The organism is Paenibacillus sp. Negev47 (assembly GCF_058313655.1).
In genome coordinates this window covers 5,017,917-5,039,306 of sequence record NZ_CM177754.1, presented here as the reverse complement: position 1 = coordinate 5,039,306, position 21,390 = coordinate 5,017,917, and the positions used below count along the sequence as shown (strand labels likewise).

18 protein-coding genes and 2 pseudogenes are annotated in these 21,390 nt (G+C 46.4%); 17 read left to right on the top strand and 3 right to left on the bottom strand.

Annotated features, from left to right (window positions below):
• Positions 1-155 precede the first annotated feature (155 nt).
• Positions 156-1,286: a glycosyltransferase gene (locus AC4G47_RS22745; RefSeq protein WP_491102829.1), complete on the top strand. Its 1,131-nt coding sequence runs from the start codon at positions 156-158 to the stop codon at positions 1,284-1,286.
• A 206-nt stretch (positions 1,287-1,492) separates the two neighbouring features.
• Here AC4G47_RS22745 and AC4G47_RS22740 read toward each other — a convergent pair whose 3' ends face one another.
• A complete protein-coding gene (locus AC4G47_RS22740; protein WP_491102828.1) occupies positions 1,493-2,011 on the bottom strand; it encodes a DUF5412 family protein in 519 nt (172 codons plus the stop codon).
• Between the two features lie 328 nt (positions 2,012-2,339).
• Between AC4G47_RS22740 and AC4G47_RS22735 the strand changes: the two are divergent.
• The 16 genes and pseudogenes from AC4G47_RS22735 to nagA all read left to right on the top strand — a co-directional run bounded on the left by AC4G47_RS22735 (position 2,340) and on the right by nagA (position 20,484).
• Positions 2,340-3,218: pseudogene (locus AC4G47_RS22735) on the top strand (Rpn family recombination-promoting nuclease/putative transposase).
• Between the two features lie 309 nt (positions 3,219-3,527).
• Positions 3,528-5,408 (top strand): DNA helicase RecQ, encoded by a 1,881-nt coding sequence (recQ, locus tag AC4G47_RS22730; protein WP_491102826.1) that lies wholly within the window; start codon positions 3,528-3,530, stop codon positions 5,406-5,408.
• An 865-nt stretch (positions 5,409-6,273) separates the two neighbouring features.
• Positions 6,274-8,316: a B12-binding domain-containing radical SAM protein gene (locus AC4G47_RS22725; RefSeq protein ID WP_491102825.1), complete on the top strand. Its 2,043-nt coding sequence runs from the start codon at positions 6,274-6,276 to the stop codon at positions 8,314-8,316.
• Between the two features lie 690 nt (positions 8,317-9,006).
• A complete protein-coding gene (locus AC4G47_RS22720) occupies positions 9,007-9,924 on the top strand; it encodes an NAD(P)-dependent alcohol dehydrogenase (RefSeq protein WP_491102824.1) in 918 nt (305 codons plus the stop codon).
• 463 nt (positions 9,925-10,387) lie between these two features.
• A complete protein-coding gene (locus AC4G47_RS22715; protein WP_491102823.1) occupies positions 10,388-10,717 on the top strand; it encodes a DUF3024 domain-containing protein in 330 nt (109 codons plus the stop codon).
• Between the two features lie 119 nt (positions 10,718-10,836).
• The gene (locus AC4G47_RS22710) at positions 10,837-11,370 is read left to right on the top strand and encodes a chloramphenicol phosphotransferase CPT family protein (RefSeq protein ID WP_491102822.1); all 534 of its coding nucleotides are present in this window, start codon (positions 10,837-10,839) and stop codon (positions 11,368-11,370) included.
• Between the two features lie 109 nt (positions 11,371-11,479).
• A complete protein-coding gene (locus AC4G47_RS22705; protein WP_491102820.1) occupies positions 11,480-11,758 on the top strand; it encodes a hypothetical protein in 279 nt (92 codons plus the stop codon).
• Between the two features lie 136 nt (positions 11,759-11,894).
• Positions 11,895-12,935, top strand: coding sequence for an ABC transporter substrate-binding protein (locus AC4G47_RS22700; protein WP_491102819.1), 1,041 nt, complete (start codon positions 11,895-11,897; stop codon positions 12,933-12,935).
• A gap of 1 nt (position 12,936) precedes the next feature.
• Positions 12,937-13,713 carry a ferric iron reductase gene (locus tag AC4G47_RS22695; protein ID WP_491102818.1) on the top strand — a complete coding sequence of 259 codons (777 nt, stop codon included), beginning with the start codon at positions 12,937-12,939 and terminating at the stop codon, positions 13,711-13,713.
• A 45-nt stretch (positions 13,714-13,758) separates the two neighbouring features.
• Positions 13,759-15,480, top strand: a complete 1,722-nt coding sequence (locus AC4G47_RS22690; RefSeq protein ID WP_491102816.1) for a helix-turn-helix domain-containing protein — start codon at positions 13,759-13,761, stop codon at positions 15,478-15,480.
• A 543-nt stretch (positions 15,481-16,023) separates the two neighbouring features.
• A complete protein-coding gene (locus AC4G47_RS22685) occupies positions 16,024-16,332 on the top strand; it encodes a hypothetical protein (RefSeq protein ID WP_491102814.1) in 309 nt (102 codons plus the stop codon).
• Between the two features lie 18 nt (positions 16,333-16,350).
• Positions 16,351-16,833 (top strand): SRPBCC family protein, encoded by a 483-nt coding sequence (locus AC4G47_RS22680; protein WP_491102812.1) that lies wholly within the window; start codon positions 16,351-16,353, stop codon positions 16,831-16,833.
• A gap of 2 nt (positions 16,834-16,835) precedes the next feature.
• The gene (locus tag AC4G47_RS22675; protein ID WP_491102810.1) at positions 16,836-17,600 is read left to right on the top strand and encodes a class I SAM-dependent methyltransferase; all 765 of its coding nucleotides are present in this window, start codon (positions 16,836-16,838) and stop codon (positions 17,598-17,600) included.
• Positions 17,601-17,808: 208 nt separating this feature from the next.
• Positions 17,809-18,150, top strand: a complete 342-nt coding sequence (locus AC4G47_RS22670; RefSeq protein ID WP_491102808.1) for a hypothetical protein — start codon at positions 17,809-17,811, stop codon at positions 18,148-18,150.
• A 379-nt stretch (positions 18,151-18,529) separates the two neighbouring features.
• Entirely contained in the window at positions 18,530-19,315 is a 786-nt protein-coding gene (locus AC4G47_RS22665; RefSeq protein ID WP_491102807.1) for a DeoR/GlpR family DNA-binding transcription regulator, read from the top strand.
• Between the two features lie 26 nt (positions 19,316-19,341).
• Positions 19,342-20,484, top strand: coding sequence for an N-acetylglucosamine-6-phosphate deacetylase (nagA, locus tag AC4G47_RS22660; RefSeq protein WP_491102806.1), 1,143 nt, complete (start codon positions 19,342-19,344; stop codon positions 20,482-20,484).
• Positions 20,485-20,791: 307 nt separating this feature from the next.
• Here nagA and AC4G47_RS22655 read toward each other — a convergent pair whose 3' ends face one another.
• Both AC4G47_RS22655 and AC4G47_RS22650 read right to left on the bottom strand, forming a co-directional pair.
• Complete coding sequence (locus AC4G47_RS22655; protein ID WP_491102805.1) at positions 20,792-21,061, bottom strand: hypothetical protein; 270 nt, start codon at positions 21,059-21,061, stop codon at positions 20,792-20,794.
• Positions 21,051-21,351: pseudogene (locus AC4G47_RS22650) on the bottom strand (IS5 family transposase); the annotation flags it as partial. The gene AC4G47_RS22655 and the pseudogene AC4G47_RS22650, both read right to left, overlap by 11 nt.
• Between the last annotated feature and the right edge of the window lie 39 nt (positions 21,352-21,390).

Below are 21,390 nucleotides of genomic sequence, written 5' to 3'. Positions count from 1 at the left end.
TGAGTGTAACAGGATAGGATATAAGAGGGCATCTGACTGAGAGATTAAAATTATTGCAGGTATATCAGAACTGTGGACTTGAGTTAGTTAGAAAATAGGAGACCTTGCATGATCGACATTTCGCAATACGCGTACGACAGGAAGGGGCTCAAAACGTGATCACCATCAGTCTGTGCATGATTGTGAAGAACGAGGAACGCACGCTGGCGCGCTGTCTAGATTCGGTTGCCGGCATCGCGGACGAGATCGTCATTGTGGATACCGGTTCATCGGATCGTACGATGGACATCGCTGCGCAGTATACCGACCAGGTCTACACGTATGAATGGAAGGAAGATTTTGCCGCAGCGCGGAATGAGTCATTCGCCAAGGCCACGCAGGAGTACATCCTGTGGCTGGATGCGGATGATGTGCTGCTGCCTGCGGAACGGGCGAAGCTGGAGGGGTTGAAGCAGCAGCTGCCGTCCAAGGGGGAGACGGCGGCTGTGATCTTGAACTACACGCTGGCCGAGGGCCCGGAGGGAAGTCCGCTTGTGACGGACCGACGGCTTCGCCTGGTCAAGCGGGATGCCGGGTGCCGCTGGCATGGCCGGCTGCACGAGCAGCTTAGCTTCCCGCCGAGCGGAGTTATTACGGCAGATATTGCCGTCACGCACCGCCGCGGAGCGGGACATCATTCGGCGCGAAACGTGCGCATCCTGCGCAAATGGATCGCCGAAGAGGGCGTAGCCCAAGGTCGCCTGCTGTTCTATTATGCAGGCGAATGTTATGACCGCAAGCGTTATGCAGCGGCGGCACGCGGGTATGCGAAGCTGCTGGAGCAGCCAAGCGGTTACCGCGAGGATCGCCTGATTGCCTGCGCGCGGCTGGCGGAATGTCATGAACGGCTTGGCGAGCCGGGCCGTAAGCTCGGCGCATTGCTGCAGTCGTTCCAGTATGACCTGCCGCATGCCGATTTCTGCTGCGCCATTGCGGCCTGCTTCCATGAACGGCAGGAACCCGTCTCTGCGATCTATTGGTATATGCAGGCGGTGGACGTGAGCAGCCGCGATCCGGGTCTTCGTCCGGTGCCCGCGGCCTGCCGCACCTGGCTACCACATGCCCGACTATCTCTCTGTTATGCCCATCTGGGCAATTGGGAGCAGGCACTGATGCATAACACCAAAGCCCGGGAGTATCTGCCAGACGATCCGGGACTGCTTGCCAATCGGCAGAAGCTGGAAGTGGTAGTGCGCAAGGAGAGGAAGGAACGGGAAGAACGTGGTGAGGTTTCACCTCGTAAGTAGGGAGACAAACTGGGACAGATGAGGAACGATAATATGTAGAGTAAGAGCAGCCCCGCTTGACCGAGGTAATCGGTGAGCGGGGTTTGCTTTATGTTTATACTTCACACCGAGTGAACGCGCACATCTTCTAACGTAAGGTGCATTGAACACCACACATCTTGAGGATCAGCCATGTGGTCAGGAGGTCGTTTATGCTGCTGGGAATTTTACTTTTCGGGTGCCAAGCATCGCACATACTGGTCTTTCATCCGCAAGCTTTTGCATGCCCAACCCCGTCCATCATAGATTTCGTCATCCATGTTGAGTGTAATGGTCTCATTCGTGTATGCGTTCCAGTTTTCGATTCGTAGTGTGTTTTCATTTTCCCATTCCAGATGGTTATTCCCGTGGTGCTCAGCACGATATATCGTTTGGGCTGTGGAGTCCTCAGGGTTCGTCTTCTTCACATCGACCCACATCGTAACCCCGCCTGCCGCACCACCATAGGACACACCATAAATCTCGGCAGTATACTCACCATTCTGTGAAGGCATGGAGTAGCTCAATTCTCCTTTCTCAGAACGGTCAAATGTGGAGAAGTATGGGCGGAGCCAGAAATACAGAAATATGGCGGCAAACAGCACAAGTATCAATAATGTAAATGTAGTGAAAATCGGGTGTCTACGTATCCAAGATTTTGGTGGTGAGATGTTTGAAGAATCAATAGCATGTGGATATTGTTTCATAATAAATTGCCCTCCTTTAGAGGTGTTGGGTAGGAACAATATAAGGAATGGAGATATGGATATGCCAATGTCTTCTCCTGAAGGTATTCATTAATTTATGGTAACACACTGCATTTATTAATTAATAACAAATAAGTTAAAATCACCCTTAAATAAAGAGGGACTAAATTATAATGGAGGAAGCGGCATTGATAGCAAATTTTGGGCTACAAGAAGCAAGGGGAATTAATAGTTTGTTGTGGAATGTTTAACATATATAAAGGTGGTTAATGCTGCAATTACTTACGACAAGCATGCTAGAATAGAAAGAAACGGAGTTGATGGTCAGATGTCTGATTTGCTCGATCCTCGAAACGATTTTGTTTTCAAGCGTATTTTTGGCAGTGAGGAAAATAAAGATGTCCTGCTGGTGTTCTTGAACGAACGTTTGCGGAGTCGGGTGAGCAGCCACTGACAGAGATCGTACTACTCAATCCATATACGGATAAAGATGCTCCACTGGATAAACAAGTCCATATTTGATATCTGGGCGAAAACAGCCGAAGGTAAGCTGATCAACATTGAAATGCAGTTATTTAATAAATATGACATCGAAAAGCGTACCCTATACTACTGGAGTAAGCGTTATTCGAGTCAGCTGCAGGAAGGTCAGACATACAAGGAATTGAAAAAGTGTGTTACCATAAATATTTTGAATTACTCGTTTATCGCGAATGAGCGTTATCATAATGTGTTTCACCTGAGGGAAGACCACACTGGACTTGAATTGAGTGATGATCTTGAAGTGCATTTCATGGAGCTGTCCAAACTGGACGATCAACGCGTTCCGATGGAAGGTGGGCTGATTAACTGGCTATTGTTCCTGAAAGGTGCTGACAAATCCAATTGGGAGGTGCTGCAAATGAATGAACCTACGTTGAAAAAAGCGATGGATACGCTGGAGTTTCTCAGTCAGGATCAGGAAGCGCGTCGCCTGTATGAAGAGCGTCAAAAGTATTTGCATGATGAAGCTTCTATGATTGAGTGGGCTACGGAAAAGGGAATAGCTCAAGGAATAGCCAAGGGGATAGAAAAGGGATTAGTAGAAGGGGAAAAAAGAAAAGCGATTGAGATTGCAAAAAATATGCTTTCTTTTGATATTGAAATTTCAGTGATTGCCAAAACAAGTGGTCTAACTGCGTCTGAAGTTGAGGCGTTGAAAGATTAGAAGCGCATCTAGCACAAAACAGTCGCTGGATGGCTTAGGGTTTGTCAAAATTAATGCAATCGTTTTGTCCAACTAGGGCAGGACGGTTGTTTTTATTTTGGTGAAGAAGCTTCAAACGTTTTACAGTAAAACGCGGTTGCTCATTCGGGGCTGGGCCGTTAAACTAAAGGGAGCGGCGTTTGCTTGACGGACAAGTCATGAGAACGCCATTTTGTTGTCAAGGATGCGGTATATGCCCGCTTTCGGATGTCAGAATCGGATCGGACCAAGCTGGTGGAAGAACACCGGTGATAAGTAAGGAGTCTTTACATGAGTGTGCAAACACCTACATTAGAAGAAGCGCAGGGTCTCCTGCAAAAATATTATGGCTACCCCGACTTCCGTGAGGGACAGAAAAAGATCGTAGCCAGCCTGCTGGAACGCGAAGATACGCTTGGCATTATGCCAACTGGGGGCGGTAAGTCGATCTGTTATCAGATCCCCGCTCTGTTATATTCGGGACTGACGCTTGTTGTCTCCCCGTTGATCTCATTAATGAAAGATCAGGTCGATGCGTTGACGACCGCCGGAATTGCTGCCGCGTATATTAATAGTACACTTAGCGGCAAAGAAGTGAATGATCGCATCCGCGCGGCGCAGCGCGGTGAGCTGAAGTTGCTCTATGTCGCGCCTGAGCGACTGGAGCTGGATTGGTTCCGCGAGGAGATGGGCTATTTGCCGATCTCTTGCGTTGCCGTGGATGAGGCCCACTGTGTATCGCAGTGGGGACATGATTTTCGGACAAGCTACCTGGCGGTAGCGCCGTTTGTGGATAGTTTGCCGGAGCGGCCGGTGGTTGCGGCCTTTACGGCTACAGCGACGCCCGAGGTCATGGGCGATATTCTGCGGCTGCTTCGTTTGCAGGACCCGCAGACATATGTGACCGGACTTGGGCGGGATAATCTGGCGTTTAGCGTGCTGCGCGGCGAGAGCAAGAAGGACTTTGTCCTGAATTATGCGCGCGAGCATGCCAGCGAGCCGGGGATTATATACGCCGCGACCCGTAAGGACGTGGACGATCTGCATCAGCGTTTGTTGCAGGCGGGATTGCCCGCAGGACGTTATCATGCCGGGATGACGGACGATGAACGGTCCCAGAGCCAGGAAGCTTTTTTGTACGATGATATCCGAGTGATGGTGGCGACCAATGCGTTCGGCATGGGGATTGATAAATCGAACGTGCGTTACGTGATTCATAACAGCATGCCGAAGAACATGGAGGCGTACGTGCAGGAAGCCGGGCGTGCGGGACGGGATGGAGAGCCGAGTCAGTGCATTCTGCTATTCGGGGCACAGGACATTATCACCCAGAAGTTCCTGATTGAGCAGAATCCGATGGAGGGTGACCGCAAACAGAACGACTACCGGAAGCTGCAGCAGATGGTGGATTACTGTTACACGACCCGCTGTCTGCGCAGTGCGCAGCTGGATTATTTCGGTGAGGTGCATGACGATAAACCGTGCGGCACTTGCAGTTCTTGTACGGACGATCGCGAGCTAGTAGACATGACGATAGATGCGCAGAAAATATTTAGCTGTATTCACCGTATGCGTGAACGGTACGGTGTATCCTTGGTCGCTTCGGTGCTTAAAGGTTCTCGTGCCAAAAAAGTGCTCGATTACGGCTTCAACTCTCTGCCAACCTATGGTGTGATGGGCAATCGGACAGAGCGTGAGATTTCAGAGATCATCAACGTGATGGTATCCGAAGGCTATCTGATGCTGTCCGAGGGACAATATCCGGTTGTGCGTTTGCAGCCCCTAGCGGTGGAAGTACTTAAAGGCCAACGTGAAGTGATGCAGCGTGTGGTCCGCAAGACAGCGGCGACGGCTTCGGGTACGAACTATGGCGGACGTCGTGGTCGGGATGCGATGCCATCTGCGGTGAATGAGACGGTATTCGAACAGTTGCGTCTGATCCGTCGTGATCTGGCAGCGAAAGAGCATGTGCCATCGTACATTATTTTCAATGATGCGACCCTGCGCGAGATGAGTGTGGTATGTCCACAGACAGAACGTGACATGCTGGATATCAAAGGGGTCGGTGAGGTCAAGTACCGCAAGTACGGACTGCCGTTCCTGGAGTTTTTCCAGAAGCAATCGGGCGAAGAAGTAGATACGGATGACGATACTTTTTACGAGTATGAGTAGGTATGAGTAGGTATGAGTAGGTATGAGTAAGTATGAGTGAGTATGATCAATTTGAGCGAGTTTGGCTGGTTGGGATGAAGTGAGAATTGTTGTTACATTCGCGCTTTCAGGTCTTTGAAGTTCATGACTCGTAAAGCTTAATTGATTAAAAAGTTGATAGATATGCCTCGTGCTATTCGATGACTTGTCCATGATACGGGGGAATCGTTCGGTACAGGTTTGAGGCTGAAGCCTCAAGTTATATAAATTGAACGATACATTTACACGAGAATGTAGAGGACAGAAATAACCTGAAGAAGCGGAGCGTGCGCCTAAAAGCTTTCTGAAAGAAAGCTGCATCGAAAGCATACGCTTATCACCAGATTTCCCTCTGTAAAGCCGAATATAAAAAATCTGGGGATAACAGCGATCAGAAAGTTGTTCTGTCATCGGAGTGGCAAGTGTAAATTTTCTTTAGTTCAGTTTATATAGTAAGAAGTGGATAACGAATCGTGGATGGAACGCGAATGAGGTCTTTTACAAGTTGAAGTTGATAATGTTGTCTCTGTAGTGCGGACAAAAAGCGGTGGATTGTCTTTCAAAAGGTGGACATGGGCGTTAGAATTGGCCGACAGCAGACTGCACAACATGTGGTTTGATTGTATGTATTTTATACTATATGTTGTGGTTTGTGGTTGGCAGGATGTATATGTCTTTTTAAAAAGAGTGTCCACTCTTTGAAAGACAAAAGTTGGATATGTCCATGAGACGTGGAATGGCTATCATTAGAGAGGTTTGCATGAACAGCGTCCGAGGTAGGATGGCTGTGCAGCTTTCCTTTTACCAAAAAAATATGGTCTGGGTGTCCAGGCAAAGGTTGTGAACCATGAAGGTTATTCTTTCTACATTAAATGCAAAGTACATCCATACCTCCTTGGCCTTGCGTTGTCTAAAGGCGTACAGTGAGAAGGATTTTGATATTGACCTGGCGGAGTATACGATCAAGGACCCGGTCATGAATATTGTGTCCGATCTGTACCAGCGCGGCGCTGACGTGGTTGGGTTCTCGTGTTACATCTGGAACATTGAAGAGACGATTAAGGTCATCGATAATCTGAAAAAGGTTATGCCGAACGTGAAAATTCTACTGGGCGGGCCGGAAGTGTCCTATGACACGGAATATTGGATGAACCGGATTCCCAATGTCGATTACATCGTGATGGGTGAAGGGGAAGAGACGCTGCATCAGCTTTTGACGGAGCTGCAGGGGAGTAAGAAGTTTCACTTTGTGTATGGACTGGCGTATCGCAAAGGGGAAGAGATCATTCTCATGCCAGGACGGCCGAAGGCGGATCTGAACGATCTGCCTTCACCACATCGTTTTGAAGAGGATATCCCGGATCTCGGGAAGCGGGTTGTTTATTTTGAGACCAGCCGGGGCTGTCCGTTCAGTTGTCAGTTCTGTCTGTCCAGTATTGAGGTCGGCGTGCGGTATTACGATATTGAGCGGACGAAGTCGGATATTCTGTATCTGATTGAGAAGGGTGCGAAGCTGATCAAGTTTGTGGACCGGACATTCAACATCAAGCGGGATTATGCGCTCGAAATGTTCAAATTCCTGATCGAGAATCATCAGGGGACGGTGTTCCAGTTTGAAATTACGGCGGATATTATGCGTCCCGAAGTACTGGACTATCTGGCAGAGAATGCGCCACCGGGAACATTCCGGTTCGAGATCGGGGTCCAGTCCACGAACGATCCAACGAATGAACTGGTGAAACGCCGTCAGAACTTTACCAAGCTGAGCCGTACGGTGAACAAAGTCAAAGCCAGCGGCAAAATCGACCAGCATCTGGATCTCATCGCCGGACTGCCGGAGGAAGATTACAATACGTTCCGCAAGACGTTTAACGATGTGTTTGCACTGGGGCCAGAAGAGCTTCAGCTCGGATTCCTCAAAATGCTGCGTGGTACTGGGCTGCGTCTGGATGCGGAGAAGTACAACTACACGTACATGGACCACGCGCCGTATGAGATTCTGGGCAGTGATGTGCTACCGTTCAGCGACATTGTACGCTTGAAGCGGCTGGAGGATGTGCTGGAGAAATACTGGAACGCACACCGGATGGACCATACGCTGAAGTACTTGATGGAGCAGGAGTTCAACTCGCCGTTTGATTTCTTCCAGGCTTTTGGGGATTACTGGGAGGGTCAGGGGTGGCAGAAGATCGGTCACCAATTGGAGGATCTGTTCACTCGTCTGCACAGCTTCCTGGAGTCGCGGGGCACGCCGCATATGGATATCGTGCTCGGCCTGATGAAGCTCGACTATTTCCTCGGCCACAAATACAAACCGCGTAAAATCTGGTGGGAAGATCCGCTCCAGAAAGACCAGTGGGCGGGTTATATGAAAACGTTGGCTGAACGTCCGGAAGACGTTCGTCTGCCACGCGTTGCCGGTGCCTCAGGCAAGGCATGGCTGGAAAGCAGCGGCACGGGTCCGAGTGCCGCTGTGGCAAGTTCGGCTGCTGCCGGGGAAGACGCTGCCGCAGATGCGGCGGGTGTAATCGGCAGCGAAGCCGGGGATGCAGCGTCGCTTGCTTCGGGCGACGCAACAGGGTCCGCCGCGGATGGAGCGGCGGACATGGTGGACGGCAACGCTTCGCGTGCGTTGCCGATGACCTCGGCCATGACCGCACAGACGGTCATGGGTGCCCGTGCTTTCGCCGACCTCGGTCTCGGCGAAAAGGAACTGCAGAAGCACACCGTATTGGATGTGCTTCCGTTCCGGCTTGAGCGTGTGCTAGCAGGCGCCAGCCCGCTTGCCGCGAAAGGCCGGACGCTGCTGGTCGTTGTGTACCAGCAGCATGAAGGGCAGCAGGCGCAGTATTACACGCTGCCGCTGGGAGAAGAAGCCGCTGCCATGTAGGTGCAGCGACTTTGGGGTTACCTGCATGGCCGGTTGGCGACATGCAGCGGGAGAAGCGCCACGACTGTGCGGTCGTGGCGCTTTTTTGCATGCATCACGGCGTAGCAACCGTGATGCTGCTGCACTGATGAGCACCGCGGTTATTAAAACGCGGTGCAACCCAATGAGGTGCTGCACCCATTGGACGCAGCACCTCACCCTTACGCGGCTTGCCACTGCATAAGCCGCGCTCCGCTCCACCTTTTAAAAAATCATATATGTTTCGAAAGCATCGGAAGGTCGTCTGATTCTCTATTTGGGATGAAGAAGGGCCTTCCTTTTGTTTTCAAGGTCACGCCAGAGGAACTGGAAACGAAGGCCTACTTTAAGTTGATTTACATATTACTGCATCAATGATACGGTTATCGGTTCGAGAAAATGGTACAGTTGAAAAAACGATCCGTTTTATCAAAGCTTGCGGCTGTTACTTGGGGATGTGATCTTAATAAATATGATGATGTGAACAACATTTGGAAGATGAACGGAATATTAGAATAGCACTAAAAGCAGGCCCTGAAGCATATTTATTGAAGTCGCCATCAATCCCAAACATGGCCCAACCAATTCGAACGTTAAAAGAGGCTCAACAGTATGGCTGCTGATGTATAAACAATGATCGAACCAGGCAGAGAAACACTAAGGAGGGTTCATATGAAAGCTGTGATTTGCACCAATTACGGACCGCCAGAAGTGCTACAGATGAAAGAGATGGAAAAGCCTAAACCGAAAGACCATGAGGTTTTAATTAAAGTTTTTGCAGCCACTGCACATATTGGCGATACCCGTATTCGAAGAGCTGATCCATTCTTGGTGAGACTTGTATTTGGCATGCTCAAGCCCAGGAAAAATTTAATACTTGGCCTGGAAATATCCGGTGTGATTGAGTCGGTAGGAAAGGACGTACAATCCTTTAAGGAAGGAGACAAGGTCTTTGGGCTTACAGGGTTTCGTGGGGGTTATGCCGAATACATTTGTTTACCTGGAGAAGTGAAAGACGGAACCGGTGAAAAAAAAGGAATGGTTGCAATAAAGCCCAAGCATTTATCCTACGAAGAAGCTGCGGTCGTTCCATCGGGAGCACTTACAGCTTTGAAAAATTTGCAAAAAGCAAAAATCAAGCCAGGCCAGAAAATATTGATCAATGGAGCATCCGGCAGCCTTGGGACGTATGCAATTCAACTTGCGAAATACTATGGAGCAGAAGTCACAGCGGTGTGCAGTAAAAGTAATTTTGGATTGGTAGAATCTATAGGAGCGGATAAAGTAATTGATTATACCGAAGAAGACTTTACGCAATCAGAAACGAAATACGATATCGTTTATGATGCCGTAATAAAAGCCAAACCCTCACAATGCCAAAAAATCCTAACTCCCCATGGTGTTTTTCTAAACAACAGTCGACTTCCGAAAATGGAAGAAGCCGATTTACTCTTTCTCAAAGAGTTGATCGAGGAAAACAAACTAAAACCGATCATCGATCGAACCTATGCTTTGGATGAAATTGTGGAGGCCCACCGATATGTGGATACCGGGCGTAAGAAAGGCAATGTGGCAATAACGGTCAGATAGAATGAAGGATGTATATAGGAATCAGCTTTACGCTGAGGCCATGTTTTAGGGAAAAAGGTGCTGAAGATCGGCTGAGGAAAAGGTCAATCCCTGCGGTACCACAGGGAGCGTAAAGCCGCTTCCATGTAAATGCAGCGGCTCTGGGGCTAGCTTGCATGGCCAATTGGCGACATGCAGCAGAGAGAAGCGCTACGACTATGCGGTCGTGGCGCTTTTATTGCATGCATCACGGCGTAGTCCACCGTAATGCTGCTGGAATGATGAGCACCGCGTTTATTAAAACGCGGTGCAACCCTATGAGGTGCTGCACCCATTTTACGCAGCACCTCACCCTGACGCGGCTTGCCATTGTATAAGCCGCGCTCCGTTTTACCTTTTACATCACTAAAAGCATCATTTAGGTCTGAGAAAACATCGTGATATAATTAAACCAAAACCGATTAGGGCAGGAGAGCTATAGAAAATGGATGATTTTACTAAGAAGCGGATTCAAAAGATTATGGATAATTACACCCAAAATGCAGTACCCGAGCACGTGAAAAGCCAGATGAAGATTAGTTATAAAATCAGAGGAAATCATGTGACGTTGATTGAAGAAAGACAAGCCTTTCGAAGCGAGCAATGGGTACAGCTGCCGGTAGCACAGTTCAGATTGGATGAGAAGGCATGGAAAGTGTATTGGCAGGACAGTAAAGGCAAATGGCATTTCATCGATGATATCGAACCGAACGAAGATTTTGAAACACAACTCAAGATCGTGGACGAAGGTCATAACGGAATGTTCTGGGGTTAACCGAAATACAGAGGAATGGACGAGTATGAAATAAACGGAATGATGGAGAGATTTATTGATACATTATAGACAGATTCCCGGTAAACGTTCTGCCAATTTCATAGATAAGGGTGATGGATGTGGAACGAGGACTCATTATATTTTTGAATGGAACGTCAAGTTCGGGTAAGACCAGCATCGCGGTGGAAATGAAAAATCAGGGAGAGATTAGAGAGATTCCATTTCATCATCTATCTGTAGATCAATTTCTCCATAATTATGATCATTTTATCGATACTACATATCCAGTTATGAAACCAACAAGAGAATTGGAAGCTCATGTGATGACAGATATCCTTTTTGATCCCATCCATTCATTGTACTGTGCAACCATTAAACTGTTTTCGGAGATGGGTTTGAATGTCATCGTGGATACGGTCATCAGCAATGACAAGTGGTTTAACGGTTTTTATGATTTGCTTTCGGATTATCCAATATTGTTTGTAGGTCTACACTGCTCGAAAGAAGAACTCACCAGAAGAGAGCAGATCAGAGGAGATCGCGCGATCGGACTCGCCCATTCCCAGTTCGACTACATATACTCCTATGATGAATATGATCTGGAAGTGAACACGGAAGAGCTTAGCTCAGCTGAATGTGCCGGAAAATATTAAGTTATATGAAGTCCGATAAGGAATACTTGGCATTTAAGAAATTAAGTAGAAGAGACTGAGACTGAAGAATGCCCTTTCTTTTTTTCACAGTTGAAATGGGGAGAACGCTATGAATCCAGAAGATCATATCCAACACATGTTAAAGGCAATCATTGAGAAAACAAAATCCATTATCAACGATACTGGTAAACAATCCTTCGGCTCTCTGGCGTATTTCTTGGAGCACATCGTAGAGTACCAGGTTGAACAGCAATACATGTCAAACGAGTGGCACATTCGTACACCGCGTTGGCTAGGGGAATATGGAAATACGCCGGAGGAAGAAGAGCTTCTTTCAGACATTTACCGACTGCAAGCATATATTTCTGAAAAATTAAATGTCGGATAAGTGGCTTACGATGTCGCATTAGTCCGGATGAAATGTCGCAAAAGTACATGGTAACGCGATGCGGAGATCGTTTATACTCTCTTTATGTTTCGATAATGAAAATCATTATCAGTATTATACATAAGGGGGATTCATCATGAATCAAGGAACAAAGGGGCAAGCGGCCGGAAGCAAGGCGTATGCTGCCCACAAATCACGATTATTAATGGGCTTGATGATGGTCCTTATTCTTGTACTGACGGCTTGCGGTGCCGGAGCAGGTACAGATAGCGGTAATCAGCCTGCAGCAACTACAACGGAAACGCCTTCGACTACAGAATCACAGACTGCCGGAGCTTTCCCTGTAACGATCAATCACATGAAGGGTGAGCTGACGCTAAACGAAAAACCACAGAAAATTGCTGTGCTTGATGTTAAGTTTCTGGATCAGATGTTAGCGGTTGGCGAGAAGCCGGCAGGCAGTGTTATCGCTGGAGGCAACACAGATTTTCCAGAATACTTGGGCGATCAGCCGAGTGATGTACAGGTTCTGGGGACACGGGACGAGCCCAATCTGGAAGCGATTGTAGCGTTGGACCCGGATCTGATTATCATGACGGACTTCCAGGAGAAACAGTATGAGAGTGTAAGCAAAATTGCACCTACCCTGGTACTCGACTTCTACGAAGACTGGCGTGATACGTTAGCCACAGTGGCTAAGATTACAGACAAGCAGGACGAGGCGGAGAAAGTGCGCACAGCCTATGAGGAAAAAGTTGCTGGAATGAAGACCAAGCTGGCGGAGAAGATGGGTGATGAAACGGTAGCGCTGATTCGTCCGAGAAAAGAAGGCATTCGTGTTCATGGGATCGAGCATCGCACAGGCGGCATTCTGTATCAGGATTTGGGCTTGAACATGCCTGAACTCGCTAAAGAGATCAAAGATGATACCTCCGTTGAAATCTCGATGGAGAAGGTTCCTGACATTGGGGCAGATCGTTATTTTGTGCTGTCGGATGAGCTGTTTGCGGCAGAGGCCGAGGCTATGGTGAGTAATCCAGTGTGGAAGTCCCTTGATGCTGTGAAAAATAACCGCACGTATGACGTAAACTCAACACTTTGGATTGCATACTACGGACCTCTTGCGATTAATTTTATTGTAGATCAGGCATCGGAAGCCCTGCTCGGATCGAATTAATATGAACCAGTATCTCTCGACAGATTTATGGAAAGAGACAGTGGAGGATCATTCGATCTTGCTCGGTGAGCCACCTGAACATAGTGTCCGTACCATTGCTCTAAGTGAGCTGCATGACGAAGCGGCATGCCGAGAGTATATCAGTTGGTTACAAGAGTACATCGATGCGCCTGACATGAAGGTAGCCGCTTCGATGTTAGCCAAGCGAATCGGTTATCTGTGGACGGCTCCGCTGGTGACCGCGATGACTTTTCATCATCAGCATGTTTCTTTTCAGCTGGAGAACAGCTTTCTCTATCATCCGGCGCTCTCAGATCATGAGGGCGGCACACGATTTCCTTTTCTAGCGGTGAATGGACTTCAGGCTGAAGGACTAACAGGAGACAGGGCAGTGTGGCGGGAAAAGGTGGTCGAGGAGATGTTTGCGGTACAGCTTACACCTTTGTTAAAGACGCTTGCTGCAATTGCGCCTCTTTCGATGAGTATTCTCTGGGAGAATATCATGGTACGCATAGGCCCACTGTATACGCCTGATGAAGACGAGCCAGAGTGGGATAGTGAGCACATCCAGGCAGACTTTTCATATCTGACGCAAGTGGCGTCCGGGCAAGTGTTCGGTGTAAGAAAGAATCCGTTGACCCGATTCACCGATTGTAAGGACAATGTTCCAGTCGCAAAAAGCGAGCGCATCACCTGTTGTTTCTATTATCAGATGTCAGGTGAATATTGCCGGAAATGTCCGAAAATTGACAATGAGAAAGAATCTCAACTAAAATGACAACAGCAACAACTTTACCTTTGCTATTGTCAGGAGATGAGAGAAATGCCGCTGCAAGAACAGACAAGTCTATGGAGTGATACGACGATCAAGATGCTTGACGGGGATAGCGGTACTTTGCAGACAGGCAGCGTTTTACACGAAACGGATTTAACTTCAAATGTGCTGCTGCTGGCATATGGAGGGGAAGGGGAGCTTGCAATGGATGGCGAGGGTTGCCACATTGGAGCTTCTTTTGCCTGTCATGTGGTGAAGGGATCATCCTTTATGCTGACGGCCAGATCAGACGAACTTTATTATATCGTAATCATGTACGAGGCTTCTTCAACGGAAGGAGCCTTCCATGCTATGCCCTCGTATCGCAAACATCCGCTGCAAAATTCGTTTATTCAGAACCCTGTGACTCAGGCAGAATGGATTCAAAATGCGGAAAAAATCGTTGCCAAATGGCGTCGTGGCGAAGGACTGGAACGGTTTCATGCCAATGCGTTGCTCCAGGTGATGATCTACGAACTGATCATGGAGTATGAGCGTGGTCAAGGCGGAGCAGAGTCCGACATGGTGGATGTTGTCGTGTCATATATATCTTCGCATTATCGCAAGAATCTAGATCTTAAAGAGCTGGCAGCCCTCGCTGGTTGCAGCGTAAGACAATTACAGCGACGATTCAAACAAGAGAAGCAGCTCGGACCGATGGAGTATGTCATTCAGCTACGGATGGAAAATGCATCGCGGATGCTGCATCATACGGATGCGTCCATTGGGGAAATTGCTGAAAAAATGGGCTACCGTGACATGTATTATTTCAGTAGGGCGTTTAAGAAATATTATGGCGTCCCTCCGCTACGTTATCGGCTTGCTGCCGCTTCGGAAACCGATGCAAACTATGCTCAATCCTTGCTGCGGAATCGCATAGCTTCTTCGTACGAGTCGGACCAAGGCCCAGTGATATGCCATATGCGAGGTGAATATCCTGTCACCCGTTCTCCACAGCGTATCGCCGTACTGGATGTTCAATATGCGGATCATTTGCTTGCGCTTGGGTTATCTCCAGCAGGAAGTGTGGGACTAGGAAGTGCAACGTTCCATTTCCCGCAATATATCAGGGCAGGACTTCAGGATACCGAGTTACTCGGAACGTATGAGTACCCGGATCTACTTGGTGTGGAACGATTGTCTCCGGATCTGATTATTTGCACCGAGGTGCATGATCAGCACTATGAACGGCTCAGCCGGGTCGCTCCAGTTCTCATGTTTAAGCGCAATGAAAGCTGGCAGACCATTCTTAGCCTGTTCGGTGAATTAACTGGTAAACGAGCAGAGGCAAAACGTATACTTGCGGATTATCACCGACGAACCACATTGCTTTCTGAAGAACTTGCTCCAGTACTGGCAGGTAAGAGCGTGGCACTGATTCGTCCACTGGATTCTCTGGTTCGCGTACATTCTGCCTCTCATCGTACAGGTGCTGTGCTGTACCGTGATCTGGGTCTGCCTGTCCCGTTATTTGTAGCAGATACCACCGACACGGCCTATCATATCTCTGTTGAGAGACTACCTGCTGTACATGCGAGCCACTACTTTTTGCTTAGCAATGAGATCATGCAGGAGGGTATATCCGCGACCGAGCAACGTGTCTGGGGGATGCTTGATACAGATGAGCGACAGCAAATACACTCCGTAGATACCGCGACATGGATCGGTTGTTATGGGCCAACAGGCATCAATGGCATTGTGGATCAGGTCGCTCAGGCGTTGTTGGCTTGAGAGGCAGTTTTTTGATGAGGAGGAATATCAAGATTGTGGGGGGCGTCTCATAAGTCTTAATACAAGGAACAGATCCTTTCTTAATATTTAAAAACAAAAGAAACCGTCCCATAGTAAATGGAAGTGTAAGCAACCATATACTATGGGACGGTTTCTTTGTACATTTTACATACTTGAGTGAGGACACATTGGACTACGTCTGGTGTTACGAATACAGGAACGATATGTGAAGTAAGGGGTATATGTTAAAATAATAGAAAGTTGAACCAATACGAATAACTGGAGGTATAACACATGAAATGGCAAGAGGTTAGAGAACTGTTCCCTGAAAAATTAAAATAAATGATAGTCACATTGTGAAATTGATGCATCCAAATGAACTGATTGAAATCACGAGATTAAAATATACAAAAGCGATAACGAAAATAGTATATAAAGACCAAGAGATATATCTTTGAACAAGTAATTGAAGAAGTGTGGTACGTTACATAAAAATAGAGGATATATCTTCATATACGTCTAAAGTAGAAGGGGAGAATCTAAATGAACAACATAAACTCTCATCATTGCAACCTAAATATAAGGTATGACCTGCCTGATGAGGTGTGGGCTAAAGTTTCTAAAGTATATGAGCGTATGCCAGGATGGGTTGGTTATAAAAGTGGAATTCCATATTGGTTTGGAACTGAAGAGGATGATGTTTATATTGAAGCATCCGTTGAACCAAGTGGATTATCCTTTTATGCACAGATGAATAGCGATGTATGGATGTCTTGGATAGAAACATTTAAGTTGGAAGCGTCAAAAGTGTTGGGCTTTGATGTTGGTGAACCTGAAGATGGATATGTGTGATGAAAGAAGGAGGATGTAATGATGAATGAATATGGTACATTACATGAGTCAAACGGTCGGTATGCTCTAAGATTTGAACGATTTCTTCATTATAATGCAGAAGATGTTTTCCTTGTGATTACGAAGCCTAGTTCCTTCGCTCAATGGTATCCTTTTGCAACAGGAGAGATGGATCTCAGACTTGGTGGGAAGATTGCCTTCGATGATGGTGAAGGAACGACATATGAGGGGACCATTACAGAGTTGGAAAAGCCATATGTATTTGGTTTCCGTGAAGTTGATGATCTGATTAACATTTCATTGCAGGAAGAGGATAAAGGGTGTCGAATGATTTTCACCCATACGTTTAACGATGATTCATGGGCAGTGAATACCGCCGCTGGATGGCATAGGTGTCTGGATGTATTGGTCCAAATTATCAATGGTAAGCCCATTCATTGGCATGATAACTCCACTAAGCTGCGTGAAATCTATAGTGAAGCATTTAATATGGAAGGTTAACAGTGACGGAGGTTATTGCGATCAATACGGACAAGATTCATCACATTAATCGTTCCTATTGGGATACAAGAGGAAATGAGTTTTTAGGCGCGATCGTGCTTCCTCTGTACGGAGCGTTTGTCTCGGAAGCGAAATACCGTCTGTTTGGAGATGTCTCTGGGACAAAGGTACTGGAGATCGGTTGTGGAAACGGTCAATCCTTGCAGTATCAAGGTGAGCGGCAGGCAGCTGAACTATGGGGCATCGATTTATCCGCGCAGCAGATCGAGAAGGCACGGCAGCATCTGGCGGAGCGCGGAATTTCGGCGAGGCTGATCTGCTCACCCATGGAAGAAGAATGCGGTATACCGAAGGAATACTTTGACTATGTTTACTCCATCTATGCGATAGGCTGGACCACCGACCTCGAAGGAACGTTCAGCCGGATTGCTTCCTATCTCAAAAAAGACGGTATCTTCATTTTCAGCTGGTCTCATCCCATTCATAGATGCGTCATCGAAGAGAACGGAAAGTTCGTGTTCAGCAAAAGTTATTTTGATGAATCCTGGTGCGCCGTGGCTCCCGAGTTTATCCAAGGTGAACTCACTTTATCCGACCGCAAGATGTCCGCCTACATCAATGCATTGGCAAAAGCCGGGTTCGCAATCGAGCAGATGGTGGAGGAAACCGACGAAGAAATCATGAGGCTGCAGGGCGAGGACAATGATCTTGCCCAAAGAGCGAAGATGTTTCCCGTCACTTTTGTGATCAAAGCAAGAAAGTTGTAGGCTTAATGGTAAAAGGATGGGTTGCCCCCGAAATAACTGCAATCTGAATATCCGGTATGATCTGCCTGACGAAGATGGAATAAAGTAGGCCCATAAGGGAGTGTAAGGGGAATGTCATAGAGGTGAAAACTCATTGGTATTATCCCCTCATGGTAGACAGTGAAAAAAGAGATCATGTTACTCAAACACTTGAAACCGGAGGGGATTATTGTTATGCCAGCGAAAAAAGGATTTTTCTTTTAACCATATACAGTCTGCAGTATTTTTGGCAAGGAATGCTTTACAAGTGGAGAAAAATAAAAACAACAGTAGTGATGTAGTTGCTCGAATTCAATATGAATCTTATGTTACAGGCGCACTATTGTGTACAGTTGGTTATTTAGAAGCTACAATAAATGAATTTTTCTCCAACATAAAAGATGAGAATCATAATAACAATAAGAGATTGAAACCGAAGAAAAGAGAATTAATTAACTTAATGTGGGAACTAGGTATACCAAAGACAGCTAAATACAGTATTTTAGACAAATATCAAATCGCTCTTACATAGCCAGAATGGGTTACAACTGAATCGGAATTTCCAGAAAAAATAACTGAGCAAGCTTTAGAAAAGAAACTGAAACATAAATTTGGTTTAAATCCTTTTGCTTCTGATTGCCATTTTCTTTCCTAGAGCGCTTTTTGATGAGAAGTATCTGAGTGATTTAAGTCAATTTGTTAAGCAAATGTCTCCGAAATCCATTCCTTAATTTTTTCTTAGCAGTAAATCTTAACTTAAAAAGACGTTAACGGATGTGAATTCATCTGGCTAACGTCTTTTTTTATTGAACGGTCAGGAATAAATACTTACACTAACTTAAGATTTACTTATAATAACTTGTAAACACTCAAAATTACGCTTATAATTACTTAAAGGAGGTGCATGTATTGTGTATCAAGAGGAAAGATTGTTAAAAATACTCGAATACTTGAAACAAAACCAATCGATGAGTGTTACAGATATATGTACGCTGTTTGAAGTATCAAGGGATACTGCACGAAGGGATATTGTTAGATTAGTACAAGAAGGCGTTGTGATTCGAACTCATGGGGGGCTATCGTTACCTGAGTTACAGAAAGAAATGCTGTCTTATCAGGATCGTTTGATTGATGAATCCGAGAGTAAGAAAAAAATAGGGAAGTTTGGGGCAAAACTTATCCAAGACCATGAGACTGTGATTTTAGACGTATCAACCACGGTGCAATTTGTAGCGGAACAAATTAGCGCAAAAAATTGCACGGTGGTCACGCACTCCATTGATAACGTAGGGATCTTGTCCAATCGAGAGGATCTCCAAATCTATATACTCGGTGGTTACTTGAATGTAAAGCACCGCTTTTTATATGGCTCTTCCATTATCGATAAACTAAGTGAAATTCGTGCTGATAAAGCCTTCATTGGAGCATCGGCGATCCGGTCTGATGGACTCTATTATCCATATGAAGAAGATGCCCGGGTAAAGAAAGAAATGGCCAGAAGATCTGATCAGGTTATCGTAGTAGCCGATCACACAAAATTTATTGGCAAATCTATTCATCGGCTGGACTTTGATTTCGTTGACATTTTAGTCACAAATCTGGAACTCCCGAGTGAGATCAGAGAAGTTCTGGATCAGAAGAACATCACTGTTATTGAGTGTCAGGAAGAAAATGAAGAGGTTCGAAAGCAAGACTGATAACCATAGGGAAGAGGAGGGTTTTTATGTATTATATTTTGCATAATGTACAAATGGCACTTCGCAACCGTATCGTTCCATCAGCCAATGTGTGGATTTCTGAAGGGAAAATCATGAGGATAGACACAGGTGATCTTCCTACGCTAGAAGGAGAGTATGAACGGATTGATGGGAGAGGACATTTGCTAGTACCTGGGATGATAGATGTTCATATCCACGGTGCCAATGGCTTTGATATGATGGACGGTACTGAAGAGAGTATTCAAGAAGTTTCACGCCAATGTGCTTTAACGGGGTGTACCTCATTTCTGGCTACATCTGTTAGTTCTACGATGGAGGATCTTCTGGAAATGATTCGTAGTGTCAAGCGTGTAATAGGACAAGAAGTGGGAGCAAAGATCGCAGGGATTCACTTAGAGGGACCGTATCTGAACCCGAAGCGAAAAGGAATGCAGAATGAAAGGTATTTGCGGCATCCCAACATAGAAGAAATGAAGATCATTTTCCAGGAAGCAGGGTCACTCATTAAGATGGTTACTATTGCGCCCGAGCTGCCGGGAGGAATGGACTTGATTTCCTTTTTGAAAGAACAGGGAGTAGTTATAGCGATCGCTCATTCGGATGCCACATATGAGGAAGCCAAACAAGCCTTTACATCAGGTGCGAGTCATGTTACGCATTGTTTTAATGGCATGCGGCCGATCCATCATCGAGATCCGGGTCTGATCGTGGCTGCTTTTGAAGAGAAACATGTAAGTCTTCAAGCTATTGTGGATAATGTCCATCTGCATCCTGCTATTATTCGACTGATACATAACCTGAAAGGACCGGAAGGAATGGTCTTGATCACAGATGCTTTACAAGCAATGGGTATGGGCGATGGGAATTATCTATTTGGAGGCCATCATGTCACGGTATCGGGTGGCATTGCAAGACTGGAGGATGGAACACTGGCCTCCAGTACAGTTACCATGAATGAAGCCTTACGTTATACTGTCGAAACCGGAATTCCCTTGATAGATGCCGTACAGATGGCTTCAACTACGCCGGCCAATATTCTTGGATTTCAACAAAAGGGGGAAATTTCCTCTGGTTTCGATGCCGACCTGGTCCTATTGGATGATGAATTTCAGGTTCTCTGGACGATGGTGGGCGGTCAAATTCTATAAATCACTATTATTTGCGATTCCACAGCGAAAGCCCATTAGATCAGTCTAGTGGGCTTATTTTTTATTTTCTTCACATCCCGACCCATACAGGATAATAATCGTCAAATATATAAACAATAATAATGGTATCATGATAAAAATATTACATCGACTGTGGGGTAATATGATGTACATTGTAGTTGTGGAGGTGATACCATGGTCGATCATAAAATCTCATCGGATTTACTCAGAGGACATACGGATGGCGAATAAGCACATTACTTCGTCAGGACAAGCTCCCTCACTAGTTGGTTCTCTTGGATTGAATTTATTTTCCTACATACTCATCCAGACTCCTCCAGTTTTTTTCTTTAGGTTGTATGGGTGCGAACAAATAAAAGGCATGCCCCTTCAGATTTTCCCACTCGGGATGATGAATAATACTTTCTCCAAGAGTTAAGCCCACTCCATTAAAGAAAGAGATATAGGCACGAGAGATCATTGCTGGAGAAGAGGTTTTGTTGAATTCTCCCATTAACTGTCCCTTGGCATAGACGCATTCGATCGCATCTGTCATTACCTTTATACACGGAGTCATGCGCTTCGCCTCCAGTCAAGTCGAAGCGAAGTGGATTCCCTAACGCGTCAACTACCGCATGAATTTTCGTGCTTAATCCACCTCGGGAACGTCCGATCGCTTGCTTTGCCCCCTTTTGCGCCTGATCCATGCTGGTGAACTCGCACAATCGTAGCGTCAATCATCACGCTTTCCTCGTCAGGATCTAGGGAAACCTGCTTTAACACTTCATCCCAAATGCCCGCTTTCTGCCAGCGTCGAAAGCGGGTGTAAACGGATTTCCAATTAGGGAAATGGCCTGGTAGATCACGCTAAGGGGCGCCTGAACGAGCCAGGTAAATTCTAATATA